Source organism: Methanocalculus sp., assembly GCF_030651615.1.
Lineage (GTDB): Archaea > Halobacteriota > Methanomicrobia > Methanomicrobiales > Methanocorpusculaceae > Methanocalculus.
Window position 1 is genome coordinate 1 of sequence record NZ_JAUSCG010000055.1, and the last position, 14,090, is coordinate 14,090.

The following is a 14,090-nucleotide window of genomic DNA, read 5'->3' on the forward strand; positions in this document are numbered from 1 at the left end:
GGGTTCGGATCGTCGCGATCGGATCGTTTACCATGGACATGATCCCAGAGGGTTCGATCGTTATTGCACGGCATATCGATCGTCCCGGTGTCATCGGACCTGCGGCGACCGTCCTTGGGAAGCACACCATCAATATCGGCGGTATGCAGGTCGGCAGGGTGAAGGCAGGTGAAGAGGCGATCATGGTGCTGAACGTTGATTCTGACGTTCCTGAGTATGTTATGAAAGAGATCCGCGAGATCCCGGGTATCATCTCGGCAACCTTTGCCACGCTCTGAACCCTGAGAGGTTCGGGGCAAAAAACAACCCTTTTATACTGAAAAAGACAACTATGTAAGGTCGCAAAGCAAAGGGCTCGTGGTCTAGTTGGCTATGACGTCGCCTTGACATGGCGGAGGTCCTGAGTTCGAATCTCAGCGGGCCCATCGTTTTTTCTTTTCGGAATCATCTCAAAATGTATCGTTATCTTGATTCTTCCAGTTAGTGATCTGGCTCTAAGCATACATTACCTCAACGTTCTATCAAGTAGTAGCTCTTCTGCTGCCTTCCACCCAATTGACGTGACAGGATTATTCTTTTGATCGTGAAGAAATAACCCGCATCTCCATTCCGGCGATCTGCCGGTATACCTTCTCCTTCGTCGAAAGGGTCCAGCGGTCAAAGACCAGAGACTGGAACGGCTGCCAGATCACCACCCAGGAGAAGATCACCAGAACATTCTGGATGACGAGCAGGAGAGAGTCGTGAGGCAGTCGGTCGATGATCATAATTCCCAGAAATGCCGGGATGCACACCCCTGCGGTCAGTCGAACCTCGCGCAGCCCCACCCGCCGGATCAGCCTGGCATCCTGGTGAATCTCTTTCGCATGCCTGAGGAAATGGGCACGTATCGCGGCCGGGATGTCCCTTGCCCTGCCATCGGAAAAGTCGGAAGGAGGAATTTGGATCTCCAGACGATATCTCTCTTTAGCATCCAGCGGATCAGGACTGTCGAGGATTTCACGGCCGAACAGCTCTTCGGCCCGATCTGTTAGTTCCCGTTCATCTTCGGGTGAGGGGTCATCGGGATCATACAGGTGAACGAGGGTTCTGAAGGTGATCGGTATCTCCGTTCTGTCGTTCTTCATGGTATATCTCCCATTTCGGCTTTGTCCGGACTTATCTATCGGATGCAATCTGCACAGACGTTCCCGACCTGGTTTTAATGATACTTCCTGGATATGGTCAAATGTATCGTACCTTTTGTCACTGCTCAGAATGATCCGGTGCCAAACCTATACTATCCAATACAAGAATACCCTTCGATCCCATCATCCAATGTGATACGGAATCGTATCCCCCTCCTCCTCGGGCATTGTGCTAAATACAATAATGGAAGAACTGCCTTGAGAGACATTCTGTATCTTATGGGCAACAAAGGGCATTATGTAGATGATTCTACATCCCTCAGACTCTGCGTCGAGTACTATCTCCTCTCTTCTGCCGCCCTGCACCCACTCAAGTGACAGGATGACTCTTCCGGAAGTGATGGAGATCCACTCTTCCTTCTTTTTATGATAATGATCGGCCCTTGAACAACCGGGATTTACCGAGACGACATAGGTATGAATGCCGGTAAACGGCTCATCTGAATATTTCGATGATACCAGTTCGCAGAGCCACCCATCATCTCTGATATGCTTCTCCCGTTTGAGGCAGATATCATCCATAAAACTGATCTGTCTCAGGATAGGATAAGACAATTCATATCAGGAAAAATTGTAAATAACTTATCTCTTTCGCACCGCCGCCACAACTACGGGCGACCGGGCACCATTCTTCAGGTAGATGACACCGCATTTCTTTGACCGGAGAAGGAGCTTCTGCATATCTACATCGTTGATCTCGATCCCGTCATGACCGCTCCGGTACACAATCCGGTATCCAAGCTCATTCAACTGATGTAGAACCCAGGTCGGCTCTTCAGAGAAGAGGAACGGATGTATCTCAACGATGATAACACGAGGGCGTATTGCAAGCGAACGCAGGATTGCCACTTCAGATCCTTCACAATCCAGTTCCAGTACATCACATGCGAAGATCTCATCAGGACCAACATGTGCAGCAGATGCAAAATCTCCACCATAGACATCGATATGAGGCCCTACAACCGCATGATGAATAGTGCAGATCTGAGAGACACCCTCTTGTGAACACAGAGCATTGAGTTGATCAACTGCCCGATCCCCCCCCTCATAGACATGCACCGATCCATTTCTGCCAACCCGTTTCGCTGCTGCAACAGCAGTCACACCATCACCGCCACCAACGATGACGACACGGTCACCAGATCTTGTTAATCGATGATGTGCATCAATAATCCCTTTTTCAAACAGACCGGACTTTGAGAAAAATCTACAGGCACCGAAGAAGAGATCGACAAAGTCGTTATATTTGTAGATGGTGTGTGCATACCGTAACAGACTCATATCAGTCTCCTGACCGCTCAATTGAGTCACCCTCCATCAGGAATCATGGGGATGACGACAACAGTTGTGTCTTACTTATTGACGCTCTGAGCGTATGACCATTTTGATTCGCTGCAACAGATATGGAGAATAGATTTGGAATCAACACCTTCCAATTATATAACAAAAATGTATATGCATAAGTAAATTAATAATAATTGCATAATACAACAGAATTTTACAGAAGAGAATTAACAAATCGAAATCGGTCTGATAAAGCAGATTTGGGGCACTGGCATGACACTAAAGACACAGATAGCTTTTGAGAGATACTGGCCCCTCTTTGCCGTGACCATAACAACAATCATGTGCCTGGCTCTCAGCATCGCCTTTCTCACAAGTGAGGGCTACATCATCTTCCAGCACTTCTATTATATTCCGATAATCATCGCATGTTTCTATTATGTACGACAGGGATTTCTCTTTTCAACCGCCCTTGCATGCTCGTATTTTCTCCTTGTCATCACCTTTACAAGAGATCAACTGGTCATCCAGCAATCCTTATTTCAGGTCATTATCTTCATCCTCGTTGCTTTGGTTATCACCACCCTCTCCCAGATGAAACGTGAAGCTGAGATGGCACATAGACGATCTGAAGAGCGTTATCATCAACTCGTTGATAATGCAGGTGAAGGGGTTGTTGTCATCCAGGACGATCGATTCCGTTTTGTCAACAGACGGTTCTCCGAGATCACCGGGTATTCGGAGGAGGAGCTGAGTAAGAGTCCGGTATCGGAAATAATCCATCCTGATGACCAGAAACTCATTGAAAACAGATTAAAGGCACGACAGGAGGGGATACGGATTGAGCCGAGATACGCACTTCGACTGAGGGTGAAAGACAATTCCATGCGCTGGATGGAAGTGAATGACGTCATAATCGAATGGGATGATAAAACAGCATTACTTAACCTCATCACAGACATCACCGAGCGGAAGGCTGCAGAGGAGGCACTGCAACTCACAAATAAGAAACTCCACCTCCTATCAAGCATCACCCGCCACGACATCATTAACCAGCTGACGGTGCTCATTGGAAACCTCTCAATCGCAGAAGAGGTCGAAGAGGAGCCGGAGCAGAGAATACTCCTCAGAAAGATCGACCAGTCCGCACGTACCATCCAGCGCATTATAGAGTTTACACGAGATTACGAGAGGCTCGGCATCGATACACCAACCTGGCACTCAATCTCCGGACTTCTTGAAAAAGTCAATAGTGAGAGTACCATTCCGGTCTTCAACAATTGCAGGGGACTCTTTGTCTTTGCAGATCCGATGCTTGAACGGCTTTTTCATAACCTGCTCGACAATACAATCCGTCATGGGGAGCGGGCAACTGAAGTACAGGTTTCATGGAAGAGAGACGGAGATACCATCACGATCATCTGGGAGGATAACGGGGCGGGCATCCCAAATGGCATGAAAGAACTCATCTTCAACCGTGCTTTTGGACGGAACACCGGGTTTGGCCTGTTCCTCTGCAGAGAGATCCTCATGATCACCGGGATGACCATCAGAGAGATGGGAAAATACGGCTTAGGAGCCCGCTTTGAGATCACCATCCCATCTGGCAACTTCAGAATTGAAGAGAGAGACTGACCTTTCCGTAACCTTCAAGTGCATGAAAGAGGGAAGAGAGGAGTACGGAGAGGTCTTAAAACGCAATACCTGCTCCGGGGATATCACACCCGGATGGTGTGACGAGGTAAAGGAGTGATGCGTGATGCAGGGAGAAACAAAGTATACATTACCGGAATTGCCATATAAGGCCGATGCACTTGAGCCATTCATCTCATTGGAACAGCTTACACTACACCATGATAAACACCACATGGCGTACATCAACGGAGCCAACTCCAATCTTACAGCACTTGAAGACGGACGAAAACAGGGTGCTGATGTTAATATGAAAGCCATATTAAAAGACCTCTCCTGGAATTTTGGAGGTCATTATCTCCACTCCCAGTTCTGGACGAATCTCGCACCTGCGGGGTCAGGTGGTGGAGGGGAACCAAAAGGAGAGATTGCCAACCGAATTAATTCCGAATTCGGTAGTTTTGAACGGTTCAAGAAGGAGTTTTCCCAGGCAGCAGCAACCGTCGAAGGATCAGGATGGGCTGCTCTGACGGTATGTCCACTCACAAAACGTCTTCAGATTATGCAGATCGAGAAACACAACACAAACCTCTTCCCGGCATGCCCGATTCTTCTGGTACTCGATCTCTTCGAGCATGCGTACTACCTCGATTATAAAAATGATCGGGGTGCATTCATCGCGGCGTTCTGGAATATCGTAAACTGGGATGAAGTGAACAGAAGATTCCAATAAATCATTTTTTTAAGGTATTGGAGAAGAAAGCTTGGATCATCTCATTTTTAATAGGTGAGGGATAAAACTCATCAGATGAATAGCAAAAAATGGGCATGGACAAGCCTTCTCATCATCGTCATCGGACTTCTTGCCATTGCAGGCTGCACCGGTGCAGAGAAGAGGGCAGTTGATGGCGATACAGTCAGTGTTAACTTCACAGGTACCCTTTCAGATGGCAGTATCTTTGAGACCACTACCGGGGGACAACCCTATACGTTCACCATTGGAACAAGCCAGGTGCTCCCCGACTTTGACAAGACAGTTCTTGGAATGGCAGTTGGGGAAGAGCGAACGGTGATGATCCCCTTTGATGAAGCATACGGACCATACCGTGAAGATTTTATCATCCCGGTCGAACGGGAGTCCTTCCCTGAGGACCTGGCCGTGGTCGGAACAGCAGTCATGATTCCATTGGAAGACGGACAGGTTGCCAGAGGAACAGTAATTGGTGTCGATGAGACCACTGTCATTCTTGATCTGAATCATCACCTTGCAGGAGAGGATCTGACCTTCACTATAAGCCTTGTTCAGATCCTCTAACTCAGATACCCTTTTTTTCTAAACTGCTATCGTACTTGGGTTAAACCATAAGAACCATATTAACACGAGTCCATGAAAGTATACGAAAGAGGCAGAATACGTATGGATCAGATCATTGAAGAAGGATTTACCCGTCTCACCGAGACGATGAAAGAACTTGGTGACAGAAAAGAAGAACTCGACTCTGCGCTCAGATCTGATCTGAGCGGACTACTCAGCAGAATGGCAACCCTTGCCACCCCACTCGTCGGAAAGCTTGGAAACCAGTTCCTCAATAAGAGCAAACAGGATGGAAAAGGGGAACTCTATGACACCATTTATTATGACGAGAAGATGGTGATCATCGGTCGCACAGATGATCCGGCCCCATTCAGGCCTGATGACATGACAAAGTCGGTTCAAAAACAGTTTTGTGTCCTCACCGAAGGTGGAACAATTGCCGAGCTCATGTACTCAGATGACGGTTTTATCATCGACAGTTACCTCAATCAGCTGACACCAGAAGAGGCAATAGAACTCTATGGGCTGGAACTTCTCTATATGCTCTACCGCGCACTCTATGAGTATGCAAACATGGAAGAAGAATTCGTAAAGGCTCTTGAGAAAACCCTTGCATTCATCCAGGTAAAAGAAGAGTAGAATCCTTTTTCTATTTTTTATATCCAAAAAGGGGAAAAACCGGTTTGAGTGGGTCAAATGCCTCACCGCCAAGGCCGGAGAGGGGATAGGAGTGCGTGATTTCATGATCACTTCCGGGAGAAGTGTACCTGACGACCGCCTTCCCCTCACGAACCATCTTCTCCAGTGAAAAAACCTCTTTTGCATCAGGCAGGAGCTCTTTGATATCATACTCGATATCCAGCGGGACAAGAGCGACATGAATTTTTACGGCAGGAGCCGTTCCGATGTTTTCAACAAGAACCGACTTTGCATCTTCAGACAATGAGCAGACCACATGAGGGAGGTATGAGGAATCCTGCATAATCCAGATCATCATATACAGAATGCCGATGATCACAGCGACGAATGCTGAAATGTAGATATCAACAAACGCAAAACCAATGCAGGCGATAACCCCGATAAGGATGAGTAGACGTTGCCGCGAATCCATAGAGATACTCTGGAGTCTGAGAATATAAGCAGTACGAATCTGATCGATTCAGAAAATGAGAGTGGGCCCGATGCGATTCGAACGCATGACCTCTCGGTTATCAGCCGAGCGCACCACCGGGCTATGCTACGGGCCCATTTGTTACCCTAATACATACTCAGTTGCTACATTTATAGCTTGTTAATTGTCATTCCATTTCGGAACGTTTCGTTATTTATGGTGAGAAGATAAGAATTGAGATAGAATGAGCCGGAGGGACACATGAATAACAAAAAATATCTCCTCGGAAATGTGGCAATTGCTCACGCATGCAGGGAAGCAGGCGTTGATTTTGTCAGTGGATATCCGGGAACACCATCTTCAGAGGTCATTGAGACACTGAGAGCAGACCCGGATACAATACCTCACCTCGAATGGTCAGTGAACGAGAAGGTCGCATATGAAAACGCCCTCGCTGCTGCATGGTGCGGGTGCCGCGCCCTCGTGACGATGAAGCATGTCGGCGTCAATGTCGCAGCAGACCCCCTGATGACAAGCGGATATACCGGTGTTACAGGAGGTTTTGTCCTCCTTGCAGCAGATGATCCGTTTGCACACAGTTCACAGAATGAGCAGGACTCACGGATATATGCATCATTTGCAAAGATCCCCTGCATTGATCCCTCAGGAATTCAGGATGCACATGACGGCATGAAACTGGCATTTGAACTCTCTGAAGAGTTTGGCCTTCCTGTCATGGTGCGGCCGACCACCCGGATCTGCCATAGCAAAGGAGATATCGAACTGGGAGATCCTGCAACAGAACACCGGGTGGGTACATTCATAAAAAATCCAAAGCAGTATGTCGTCATTCCTGCCCACACCAGAGTTCTTCACAAGCTGTTGAATGAGAAACAACCCGTGATTAAAAAGCGGCTCATCGAATGCGGTTTTAACACCCAGACAATACGAGGTACAAAAGCGGTGATCGCAGGCGGGATCAGCGCAGAGTATGCCCGTGAAGTCGTCCCGGATGACATTTCCATTGCTACGATCGGCGCATATCCAATCGACGAAGAGTGGCTGGCTGAATTCGTATCACGCCATACCGAGATCCTGGTCATAGAAGAGATGATACCAGTCATTGAAGGCGCAGTAAGAGAAGTCGCCTGTGACCAGAAGATCTACGGGAAGAAGAACGGATATCTCCCACACGAAGGAGAATACTCCCCATCCGTTCTCGCTGGCGCACTTCTTCGGTGCGGGTTTATCAATGCAAACCCCTATCAGGCGGTAGAACCTGCTCTGAACCTCCCCGTCAGGCCACCCATCCTCTGTGCCGGATGCATGCATCGCTCTACCTTCTATGCGATGAAGAAAGTCTTCAAAGACGGCATCTTCCCAAGCGACATCGGCTGCTACACCCTCGGTCTTCAGCTCGGTGCTGTTGACACCACCATCTGCATGGGCGCATCCATCACCGTTGCAAGCGGAATCAACCTCTGCGGAGAGGAGCGGGATGTCGTCTGCACTATCGGTGACTCCACATTCCTCCATACAGGAGTGAACGGCCTCATCAATGCGGTCTATAATGGAGCCAACATGGTCGTTGTCATCCTCGACAACCGCATCACCGCAATGACCGGCCACCAGCCAAACCCAAACACCGGGATAACAGCCTGCGGAGTACAGAGCCCTTCATTATCACTGGAAACCCTGTGCCGCGCCTGTGGTGTCTCCTGTGTCGAGACGGTGGACCCCTATGACCTTACGCTCCTGCTTGAAACGATGAGGAAGGTCAAAGAGGAGAAGGGGGTCAGAGTCATCATCGCCCGCCAGCCCTGTATCATCGTCGCAAAACGGGCTGGTATGAAACGCCGCAGGTTCATGGTTGATCCTGACATCTGCACAGGATGCCAGCTCTGTATCAAGTACGGATGCCCTGCAATCGAGTTCCATGATGAGAAGGCATCGATAAATGACCTCTGCACGGGGTGTGCAGTCTGTGCCGACATCTGTCCGGCAGCTGCGATCCGGGGGGAGGTGAAGAGATGAAAAGAAGTTTTGACATCATGATCGTCGGGATAGGAGGCCAGGGGACGATCCTCGCCTCAAACGTCCTCGGGGAGGCATGTCTTGTTGAAGGAAGGAGCGTTCGGGGTGCTGAGACGCATGGCATGGCTCAGAGAGGCGGTTCTGTCGAGAGCCAGATCAGAATCGATGCAGAGTTTGGGCCACTCATCGTACCAGGGACGGCTGATCTCCTCATCGCCTTCGATCTCCTTGAGGCGGTCAGGTACCGCCATTACCTCAAAAGTGGCGGAGTGATGGTCATCAACAACCAGCTCGTCCTCCCGACATCGACATTCACCACCGGGCAGGTACCCCCGACGACCGATGACATCATCGGAATGCTGAAGGGAGTGAAGATGGAGATCATCGATGCAACAGCAATTGCAACGGCTGCCGGAAGCCCGCTTGCCGCAAATATCGCACTCATCGGGGCAGCATCACATACCATACCCCTCACTCTCGAATCACTCCTTGAAGGTGTCAGGCGGTGTGTGCCGAAGAAGACGATTCCGATCAATGAGAAGGCATTCCTGGATGGCAGAGATGCGATCCAGTCCTGAAATTACACTTTATTCACTCTTTTTATCCGGGTGAACACCCGGCAGACATATTCTTTTCCAGACGATAGAGACTCAGATCAGACCGCGATCAGGTATCCGCAAATCATACGTATGGAAGCGGGAATTCATACGTATACACACATACAGGGGAAAAGAAATGAGAAAAGAGTATAAAAAGAAAAAAGAAGAGCATAAAAAAGAGAATAGAGTTAAACTTTATCTCACTGTTGCCAGGGAAGCGTATGACTTCATAAAAAAATCAGGCATAAACGCATCCCGATTCTTTGATAGCGCAATATATGCGCTTAAAACGAATACAGAACACAATACAATCCTAATAACGACCGGAGTGACCCCCGATAACGAAAAGAAGATGGACCCGGCGGGATTTGAACCCGCGGCCTCTACGTTGCGAACGTAGCGATCTACCCCTGATCTACGAGCCCCTGGTAAAAAAATTAGAGAATTATCTCAATATCTAATTTCTCTGCCAGTTCCTTATATCTGTTCCGAATAGTGACTTCGGTCACACCTGCCACTTCTGCAACCTCACGCTGGGTACGCCGCTCACCTGAGAGGATTGAGCTTATGTAGATTGCAGCGGCTGCAACACCTGTCGGACCCCTTCCGCTCGTCAGTTCCCGCTCACCGGCCTGCCTGAGGATCTCTACCGCGCGGCTCTGCACCTCGCCTTTGAGGGTCAGTCCCGAGCAGAATCGGGGGACATAATCGATCGGGGATGTTGGAAGGAGTTTTAATCCAAGTTCCCTTGAGATGAACCGATAGGTTCTGCCGATCTCTTTCCGTGATACACGTGACACCTCAGCGATCTCGTCAAGCGTTCGCGGTACACTGCACTGTCGGCAGGCTGCGTAGAGAGCGGCGGCCGCGACCCCTTCGATTGATCTGCCACGGATCAGGTTCTTGTCAACAGCGTCACGGTAGACGACTGCCGCCGTTTCACGGACATTCCTCGGAAGACCAAGAGCCGATGCCATCCGGTCAAGTTCGGAGAGGGCGAATGCAAGATTCCGCTCGGTTGCATTCGAAACACGGATACGACGCTGCCACTTACGGAGACGGTAGAGCTGGGCACGATTCTTTGAAGAGATGGCACGCCCATAACTGTCACGGTTCCTCCAGTCGATCATCGTTGAGAGACCCTTGTCATGGATCGTGAAGGTCATCGGTGCACCGACACGAGAACGCTTCATCCTCTGATCATGGTCAAACGCACGCCACTCAGGACCCCGGTCAATGAAGTCATCATCAAGAACAAGGCCACAACTCTGACAGACAAGTTCGGCCCGCTCATAATCATGGATCAACTGTCGGCTTTTACATTCCGGGCAGATCGTCTGGATATGCTCCTCGTGCTTCTGTTTCTCCTGAGTTACTGCTTTCTGGCGCAGTTTCATCGCTTCACGTTCGGATTTAAGTTGTTTTAGTTTCTCGATTTCCTGCATGTCTTCACCCTCTCTTTAACATAGAGCTTCTCCCCTTCAAGAACACGGCAATCGTTCTGGCATACGATCGTCGCATACGGAGATGCAATATTCCCGAATAGATCAACAATTCGCCCAACCGGTTTCATGCGGCTATCCACCACATCACAGAAGAGTGGGGGGAGCTGACCTCCATCACAACCTGCAACCAGAAGGCGCTTACCGCAAATACTAAGTATCCGACCTGCAAATTTCAAAATATACCCTCATGGAAGAGTTACCGATTTCATTTCGGAAGCTATATATAATTATATATTCGACTTTGGCAGTATTTAATACTATCGACAAACTATAAAAAGGTTAGAACTGTTTGATCGTAGCAGGATCGAATCTGAGTATATCCCCGGCCATCTCTTTGGTAAGCCCCGCACCACGGGCAACAAGCCATTTTGCATCACGATCAAGCAGGTCTCGCGGTTCATGTGCATCTGATTGAACAAGCATTCCACAACCTGCATCAAGAGCAGTCTTCACCACATGCCCATTCATTCTGTTATGGCCGTTACGAGAGGTGATCTCAAGAAAAACACCATTCTTCGCTGCAGCCTCAGCATCAGCGTAACTGATGAGACCGGGATGTGCAAGGATATTGACATCAGGAGAGCGTACGGCAACAGCATTCGTCCCCGGAGCGACCGGCTCTACGACAGTCTCGCCATGTACGACCACAACGTCAGCACCAATCTCCTTTGCTTCCTTTGCAATATTCGGAATCTCCTCGGGCGGCACATGCGTGATCTCAACACCACAGAGGAGTTCGACACCAAAGAGGGAAGCCGACCGTTTCAGTCGGGAGACGGCAGTGATCACCTCATGGAGGTTCGTTGCATCGACATGATCAGAGATCGCCACTGTTCCGTAACCAAGAACAGACATCCGCCGTATCAGTTCGATCGGAAGCATACCACCATCTGACAGGGTGGTATGGCAATGGAAATCGTACATACCCGTCATTGTTTCTCCGAAAGTTTCAGAGCAATTTTTTGTATAAGCAACTCCTTGCTCCCCTGCCAGTTGATTCTGAGACGCCCTTCACGCCGTGACCAGTGGGCAGGGTGAGAGTTCGGTTCAATGACGACCTCGGAGATCCCAAGATCGCGTGCCGCCCGTTCAATATCCTGAATCTTCGGGGACTTCAACGCATACTTTTTACTTATTCTTCTACCCTCTGCACGGGAGAAGGCACCGTTAAAGTAACAGGGGTACAGGATCCGCTCAGTTCCCATACTAGTAGATCCGCGATGAACCTATAAACAGATCTCGCCTAATACGTATATGCATCACATCGACGTCCATATGGAAAAGGACATATTCGATGGGAATACCCGTCTCGCAGATAGAAATGCCCGCCACCTGAAGGAACATGGTGTCAGGGCATTTGATCTGCTCGGTGCGATTGGATCCGGCAAGACCGCACTCATCGAAAAGATGATACCCCTCCTCTCTGCGCGGGGCCTCCGGGCAGGAGCCATCGCAGGCGATGTTTACGGCGATGACGACTTCCAGCGCATCGTAAAGACCGGCATCCCGGCATATAATGCAAATACAGGAAAGGAGTGCCACCTGGATGCACACCTCGTCGAGCATGGCCTGAGACACCTGCCGCTTGATGATATCGACATCCTCTTCATCGAGAACGTCGGAAACATGGTCTGTCCTACCGACTTTCAGCTCGGTGCAGAGAAGAGGATCGTGGTCATCAGCTCAACTGAAGGTGATGACGTCGTCAATAAGCACCCGATGATGTTTCGTGGCGGCAACATCGCCGTCATCAACAAGGTCGATCTGGCCCCCCTCGTCGGATCAGATCTCGACAGAATGGAGCGGGATATTCAGCGATATAACCCTGAAATGCCCATATTCCGAACAAATCTCAAGACAGGGGAAGGAACAGAGCCACTCCTTGACGCCATCCTGGCGGAGTGACCGATCTGATCGGGCAAACCCAAACTTAAATACCTCTTAAAGAGATATATAGAGAACTCCACTTGGGATTTCCCAAAAGGCAAGAGACAATCAATACCGAGGAGAATCAATGCTCTGGCAAGGAAGATCAGTAAGAAAATCGTCAGGAGGACGGTATCACCCCACCTCCGGCAAGAAGCGTTTTGAGATAGGCAGATCACCCGCAGAGACGGTCATCGGCGTCACCCGCCGACGTATCATCCGGACTCGCGGAGGTAATATCAAAGTACGCGCACTCCGCTGCGAATTTGCCTCCGTTTCAGATAGAAAAACAGGCGTAACCAAAAAGGTCGCCATTCAAAAGGTTGAGGCAAACACTGCAAACCCCAACTATGTCCGAAGAAACCTCCTCACAAAAGGAGCGATCATCAGGACAGATATCGGGCGCGCCCAGATCGTCTCCCGCCCAAGTCAGGACGGCACCGTCAACGCTATTCTGATAGAATAAACCGATAATCATCTTTTTTCCCCTGATTTTGTTCAGGAATTTAGATTTTTCAATCTTTTGAAGGTTTATTCTTCAAAAGGATCAGGGTGGCGACACCAGATGAACGTACAATCCGGGGATAGGGTTTTTGCTATGTATCATCCCATATACGAGTAATATGCGTCGTGTCTCCTATCAATTTCCAAATCGTTATGACCTCATCTTCGATCATGACGTTTCATTCTCCCAGGCAATCTCATCAATATGCAGGATGGATGGAAAGCAAACAAACTTCAGAACAGATATCGGGCTCTTTAAACGTGAAATACGAGTAGATATCGCCTCTGAAAAGACCGGCTTTGAACATGTGAGAACCGATTCGGAGTTCCTCTCTGAGATCAGTGAGCGCGCTGATTTCACCTTCAGGATCAACGATACTCTCCTCAAAGGAGAGGGGAAAGTTCCTGCAGCCGAGTATACCTTCCTTATTCGGATCGACGATAAAGGAGGGCGGATCGAATGCTTTGTCATTCAACAGGGAAGGTCAGGAGAGATAGACTCACTTGATCTGAAAAATATGCTGAAGGGTGCTCTGAGGTGAGCCTGAAGACAGTTGTGGCAGCAGCCTTTAAGCATCTACGAAAAGACCGGCTCCAGAAAGTGGAATTCATCTACTACATCTCAATCGACCGAAAGTGGATGAACAAAGACCAGGCAGCACTCCTTCTGGAGCGGGCACGGGAAGAAGGATTGATCACCCAGAGTGAGGGGGCTTTTGTTCCAACATTTGATCCGACAGAGGTGGATATACCCCTTGGCTTCAAACCAACAACCACAGTACTCCAGAAGAGCGATCCTGTTGAAAGACTGGTAGAAGAGATCGCACGGAGAGCTGGAACCGATCAGAAGTCAATATATGCTGAAATGAATACGATCATTCAGGACAGGTTTTTTGGCAAACTACGACCCGAAGCAGCTGTTGCGATCCTTGCGCGCAGGTACAGGATTCAGTATAGCGAGCACCAGAAAGAGCTGAAAGACCAGCTTATTCG

General features: G+C 49.1%; 19 protein-coding genes and 3 tRNA genes. 12 read left to right on the forward strand and 10 right to left on the reverse strand.

Features of this window, described 5'->3' with window-relative positions; genetic code table 11:
* Both Q7V06_RS02200 and Q7V06_RS02205 read left to right on the forward strand, forming a co-directional pair.
* On the forward strand, positions 1-278 hold a 278-nt coding region (locus tag Q7V06_RS02200; protein ID WP_304837419.1), incomplete at its 5' end, for an ACT domain-containing protein.
* A 73-nt stretch (positions 279-351) separates the two neighbouring features.
* A tRNA-Val gene (locus tag Q7V06_RS02205) sits at positions 352-425 on the forward strand.
* A gap of 144 nt (positions 426-569) precedes the next feature.
* On the opposite strand, the gene Q7V06_RS02210 is transcribed toward Q7V06_RS02205, so the two are convergent.
* The 3 genes from Q7V06_RS02210 to Q7V06_RS02220 form a co-directional block, all read right to left on the reverse strand.
* Positions 570-1,127, reverse strand: coding sequence for a hypothetical protein (locus Q7V06_RS02210; RefSeq protein ID WP_304837422.1), 558 nt, complete (start codon positions 1,125-1,127; stop codon positions 570-572).
* 183 nt (positions 1,128-1,310) lie between these two features.
* Positions 1,311-1,709 carry a WxcM-like domain-containing protein gene (locus tag Q7V06_RS02215; RefSeq protein ID WP_304837425.1) on the reverse strand — a complete coding sequence of 133 codons (399 nt, stop codon included), beginning with the start codon at positions 1,707-1,709 and terminating at the stop codon, positions 1,311-1,313.
* 60 nt (positions 1,710-1,769) lie between these two features.
* Complete coding sequence (locus Q7V06_RS02220) at positions 1,770-2,468, reverse strand: FkbM family methyltransferase (protein ID WP_304837428.1); 699 nt, start codon at positions 2,466-2,468, stop codon at positions 1,770-1,772.
* Positions 2,469-2,744: 276 nt separating this feature from the next.
* On the opposite strand from Q7V06_RS02220, the gene Q7V06_RS02225 reads away from it, so the two are divergent.
* The 4 genes from Q7V06_RS02225 to Q7V06_RS02240 all read left to right on the forward strand — a co-directional run bounded on the left by Q7V06_RS02225 (position 2,745) and on the right by Q7V06_RS02240 (position 6,057).
* Positions 2,745-4,106, forward strand: a complete 1,362-nt coding sequence (locus Q7V06_RS02225; RefSeq protein WP_304837431.1) for a PAS domain S-box protein — start codon at positions 2,745-2,747, stop codon at positions 4,104-4,106.
* A 124-nt stretch (positions 4,107-4,230) separates the two neighbouring features.
* Positions 4,231-4,836 carry a superoxide dismutase gene (locus Q7V06_RS02230; RefSeq protein ID WP_304837434.1) on the forward strand — a complete coding sequence of 202 codons (606 nt, stop codon included), beginning with the start codon at positions 4,231-4,233 and terminating at the stop codon, positions 4,834-4,836.
* A gap of 75 nt (positions 4,837-4,911) precedes the next feature.
* A complete protein-coding gene (locus Q7V06_RS02235) occupies positions 4,912-5,418 on the forward strand; it encodes a peptidylprolyl isomerase (protein WP_304837437.1) in 507 nt (168 codons plus the stop codon).
* A gap of 102 nt (positions 5,419-5,520) precedes the next feature.
* Complete coding sequence (locus tag Q7V06_RS02240; RefSeq protein ID WP_304837440.1) at positions 5,521-6,057, forward strand: hypothetical protein; 537 nt, start codon at positions 5,521-5,523, stop codon at positions 6,055-6,057.
* Positions 6,058-6,067: 10 nt separating this feature from the next.
* Here the strand turns inward: Q7V06_RS02240 and Q7V06_RS02245 are convergent, their stop codons facing one another.
* Positions 6,068-6,529 carry a hypothetical protein gene (locus Q7V06_RS02245; RefSeq protein WP_304837443.1) on the reverse strand — a complete coding sequence of 154 codons (462 nt, stop codon included), beginning with the start codon at positions 6,527-6,529 and terminating at the stop codon, positions 6,068-6,070.
* A gap of 62 nt (positions 6,530-6,591) precedes the next feature.
* A tRNA-Ile gene (locus Q7V06_RS02250) sits at positions 6,592-6,665 on the reverse strand.
* A gap of 125 nt (positions 6,666-6,790) precedes the next feature.
* Here Q7V06_RS02250 and iorA point away from each other — a divergent pair.
* Positions 6,791-8,563, forward strand: coding sequence for an indolepyruvate ferredoxin oxidoreductase subunit alpha (iorA, locus tag Q7V06_RS02255; protein WP_304837446.1), 1,773 nt, complete (start codon positions 6,791-6,793; stop codon positions 8,561-8,563).
* Entirely contained in the window at positions 8,560-9,141 is a 582-nt protein-coding gene (locus Q7V06_RS02260; protein ID WP_304837449.1) for an indolepyruvate oxidoreductase subunit beta, read from the forward strand. Before iorA ends, Q7V06_RS02260 begins: the two co-directional genes overlap by 4 nt.
* A 374-nt stretch (positions 9,142-9,515) precedes the next feature.
* Here the strand turns inward: Q7V06_RS02260 and Q7V06_RS02265 are convergent.
* From Q7V06_RS02265 to Q7V06_RS02285, 5 genes are all read right to left on the reverse strand, one after another.
* A tRNA-Ala gene (locus Q7V06_RS02265) sits at positions 9,516-9,587 on the reverse strand.
* Positions 9,588-9,599: 12 nt separating this feature from the next.
* Positions 9,600-10,607 carry a transcription initiation factor IIB gene (locus Q7V06_RS02270; protein ID WP_304837453.1) on the reverse strand — a complete coding sequence of 336 codons (1,008 nt, stop codon included), beginning with the start codon at positions 10,605-10,607 and terminating at the stop codon, positions 9,600-9,602.
* On the reverse strand, positions 10,586-10,843 hold the full coding sequence (locus Q7V06_RS02275) for an H/ACA ribonucleoprotein complex subunit GAR1 (protein WP_304837456.1): 258 nt from the start codon (positions 10,841-10,843) through the stop codon (positions 10,586-10,588). The genes Q7V06_RS02270 and Q7V06_RS02275 overlap by 22 nt, the downstream gene beginning before the upstream one ends.
* A gap of 103 nt (positions 10,844-10,946) precedes the next feature.
* On the reverse strand, positions 10,947-11,600 hold the full coding sequence (locus tag Q7V06_RS02280) for a histidinol phosphate phosphatase domain-containing protein (RefSeq protein ID WP_304837459.1): 654 nt from the start codon (positions 11,598-11,600) through the stop codon (positions 10,947-10,949).
* On the reverse strand, positions 11,597-11,872 hold the full coding sequence (locus Q7V06_RS02285; RefSeq protein ID WP_304837462.1) for a signal recognition particle subunit SRP19/SEC65 family protein: 276 nt from the start codon (positions 11,870-11,872) through the stop codon (positions 11,597-11,599). The genes Q7V06_RS02280 and Q7V06_RS02285 overlap by 4 nt, the downstream gene beginning before the upstream one ends.
* 49 nt (positions 11,873-11,921) lie before the next feature.
* Here Q7V06_RS02285 and hypB point away from each other — a divergent pair, with 49 nt between their 5' ends.
* From hypB to Q7V06_RS02305, 4 genes are all read left to right on the forward strand, one after another.
* Positions 11,922-12,572: a hydrogenase nickel incorporation protein HypB gene (gene hypB, locus Q7V06_RS02290; RefSeq protein ID WP_304837465.1), complete on the forward strand. Its 651-nt coding sequence runs from the start codon at positions 11,922-11,924 to the stop codon at positions 12,570-12,572.
* A 109-nt stretch (positions 12,573-12,681) separates the two neighbouring features.
* Positions 12,682-13,059, forward strand: coding sequence for a 30S ribosomal protein S8e (locus Q7V06_RS02295; RefSeq protein ID WP_304837468.1), 378 nt, complete (start codon positions 12,682-12,684; stop codon positions 13,057-13,059).
* 250 nt (positions 13,060-13,309) lie between these two features.
* A complete protein-coding gene (locus tag Q7V06_RS02300; protein ID WP_304837471.1) occupies positions 13,310-13,639 on the forward strand; it encodes a hypothetical protein in 330 nt (109 codons plus the stop codon).
* Positions 13,636-14,090, forward strand: a 455-nt coding sequence (locus Q7V06_RS02305; protein ID WP_304837474.1) for a DUF2240 family protein, incomplete at its 3' end; no start/stop codon positions are given. The genes Q7V06_RS02300 and Q7V06_RS02305, both read left to right, overlap by 4 nt.

Bases quoted from the DNA above. Each gene is read 5' to 3' on its own strand.
- Q7V06_RS02300 (WP_304837471.1), top strand. From the start codon at position 13,310: ATGGATGGAAAGCAAACAAACTTCAGAACAGATATCGGGCTCTTTAAA.
- Q7V06_RS02280 (WP_304837459.1), bottom strand. From the start codon at position 11,600: ATGACGGGTATGTACGATTTCCATTGCCATACCACCCTGTCAGATGGT.
- Q7V06_RS02220 (WP_304837428.1), bottom strand. From the start codon at position 2,468: ATGAGTCTGTTACGGTATGCACACACCATCTACAAATATAACGACTTT.
- Q7V06_RS02295 (WP_304837468.1), top strand. From the start codon at position 12,682: ATGCTCTGGCAAGGAAGATCAGTAAGAAAATCGTCAGGAGGACGGTAT.
- iorA (WP_304837446.1), top strand. From the start codon at position 6,791: ATGAATAACAAAAAATATCTCCTCGGAAATGTGGCAATTGCTCACGCA.
- Q7V06_RS02245 (WP_304837443.1), bottom strand. From the start codon at position 6,529: ATGGATTCGCGGCAACGTCTACTCATCCTTATCGGGGTTATCGCCTGC.
- hypB (WP_304837465.1), top strand. From the start codon at position 11,922: ATGCATCACATCGACGTCCATATGGAAAAGGACATATTCGATGGGAAT.
- Q7V06_RS02215 (WP_304837425.1), bottom strand. From the start codon at position 1,709: ATGGATGATATCTGCCTCAAACGGGAGAAGCATATCAGAGATGATGGG.
- Q7V06_RS02270 (WP_304837453.1), bottom strand. From the start codon at position 10,607: ATGCAGGAAATCGAGAAACTAAAACAACTTAAATCCGAACGTGAAGCG.
- Q7V06_RS02240 (WP_304837440.1), top strand. From the start codon at position 5,521: ATGGATCAGATCATTGAAGAAGGATTTACCCGTCTCACCGAGACGATG.
- Q7V06_RS02230 (WP_304837434.1), top strand. From the start codon at position 4,231: ATGCAGGGAGAAACAAAGTATACATTACCGGAATTGCCATATAAGGCC.
- Q7V06_RS02285 (WP_304837462.1), bottom strand. From the start codon at position 11,872: ATGGGAACTGAGCGGATCCTGTACCCCTGTTACTTTAACGGTGCCTTC.
- Q7V06_RS02225 (WP_304837431.1), top strand. From the start codon at position 2,745: ATGACACTAAAGACACAGATAGCTTTTGAGAGATACTGGCCCCTCTTT.
- Q7V06_RS02260 (WP_304837449.1), top strand. From the start codon at position 8,560: ATGAAAAGAAGTTTTGACATCATGATCGTCGGGATAGGAGGCCAGGGG.
- Q7V06_RS02235 (WP_304837437.1), top strand. From the start codon at position 4,912: ATGAATAGCAAAAAATGGGCATGGACAAGCCTTCTCATCATCGTCATC.
- Q7V06_RS02210 (WP_304837422.1), bottom strand. From the start codon at position 1,127: ATGAAGAACGACAGAACGGAGATACCGATCACCTTCAGAACCCTCGTT.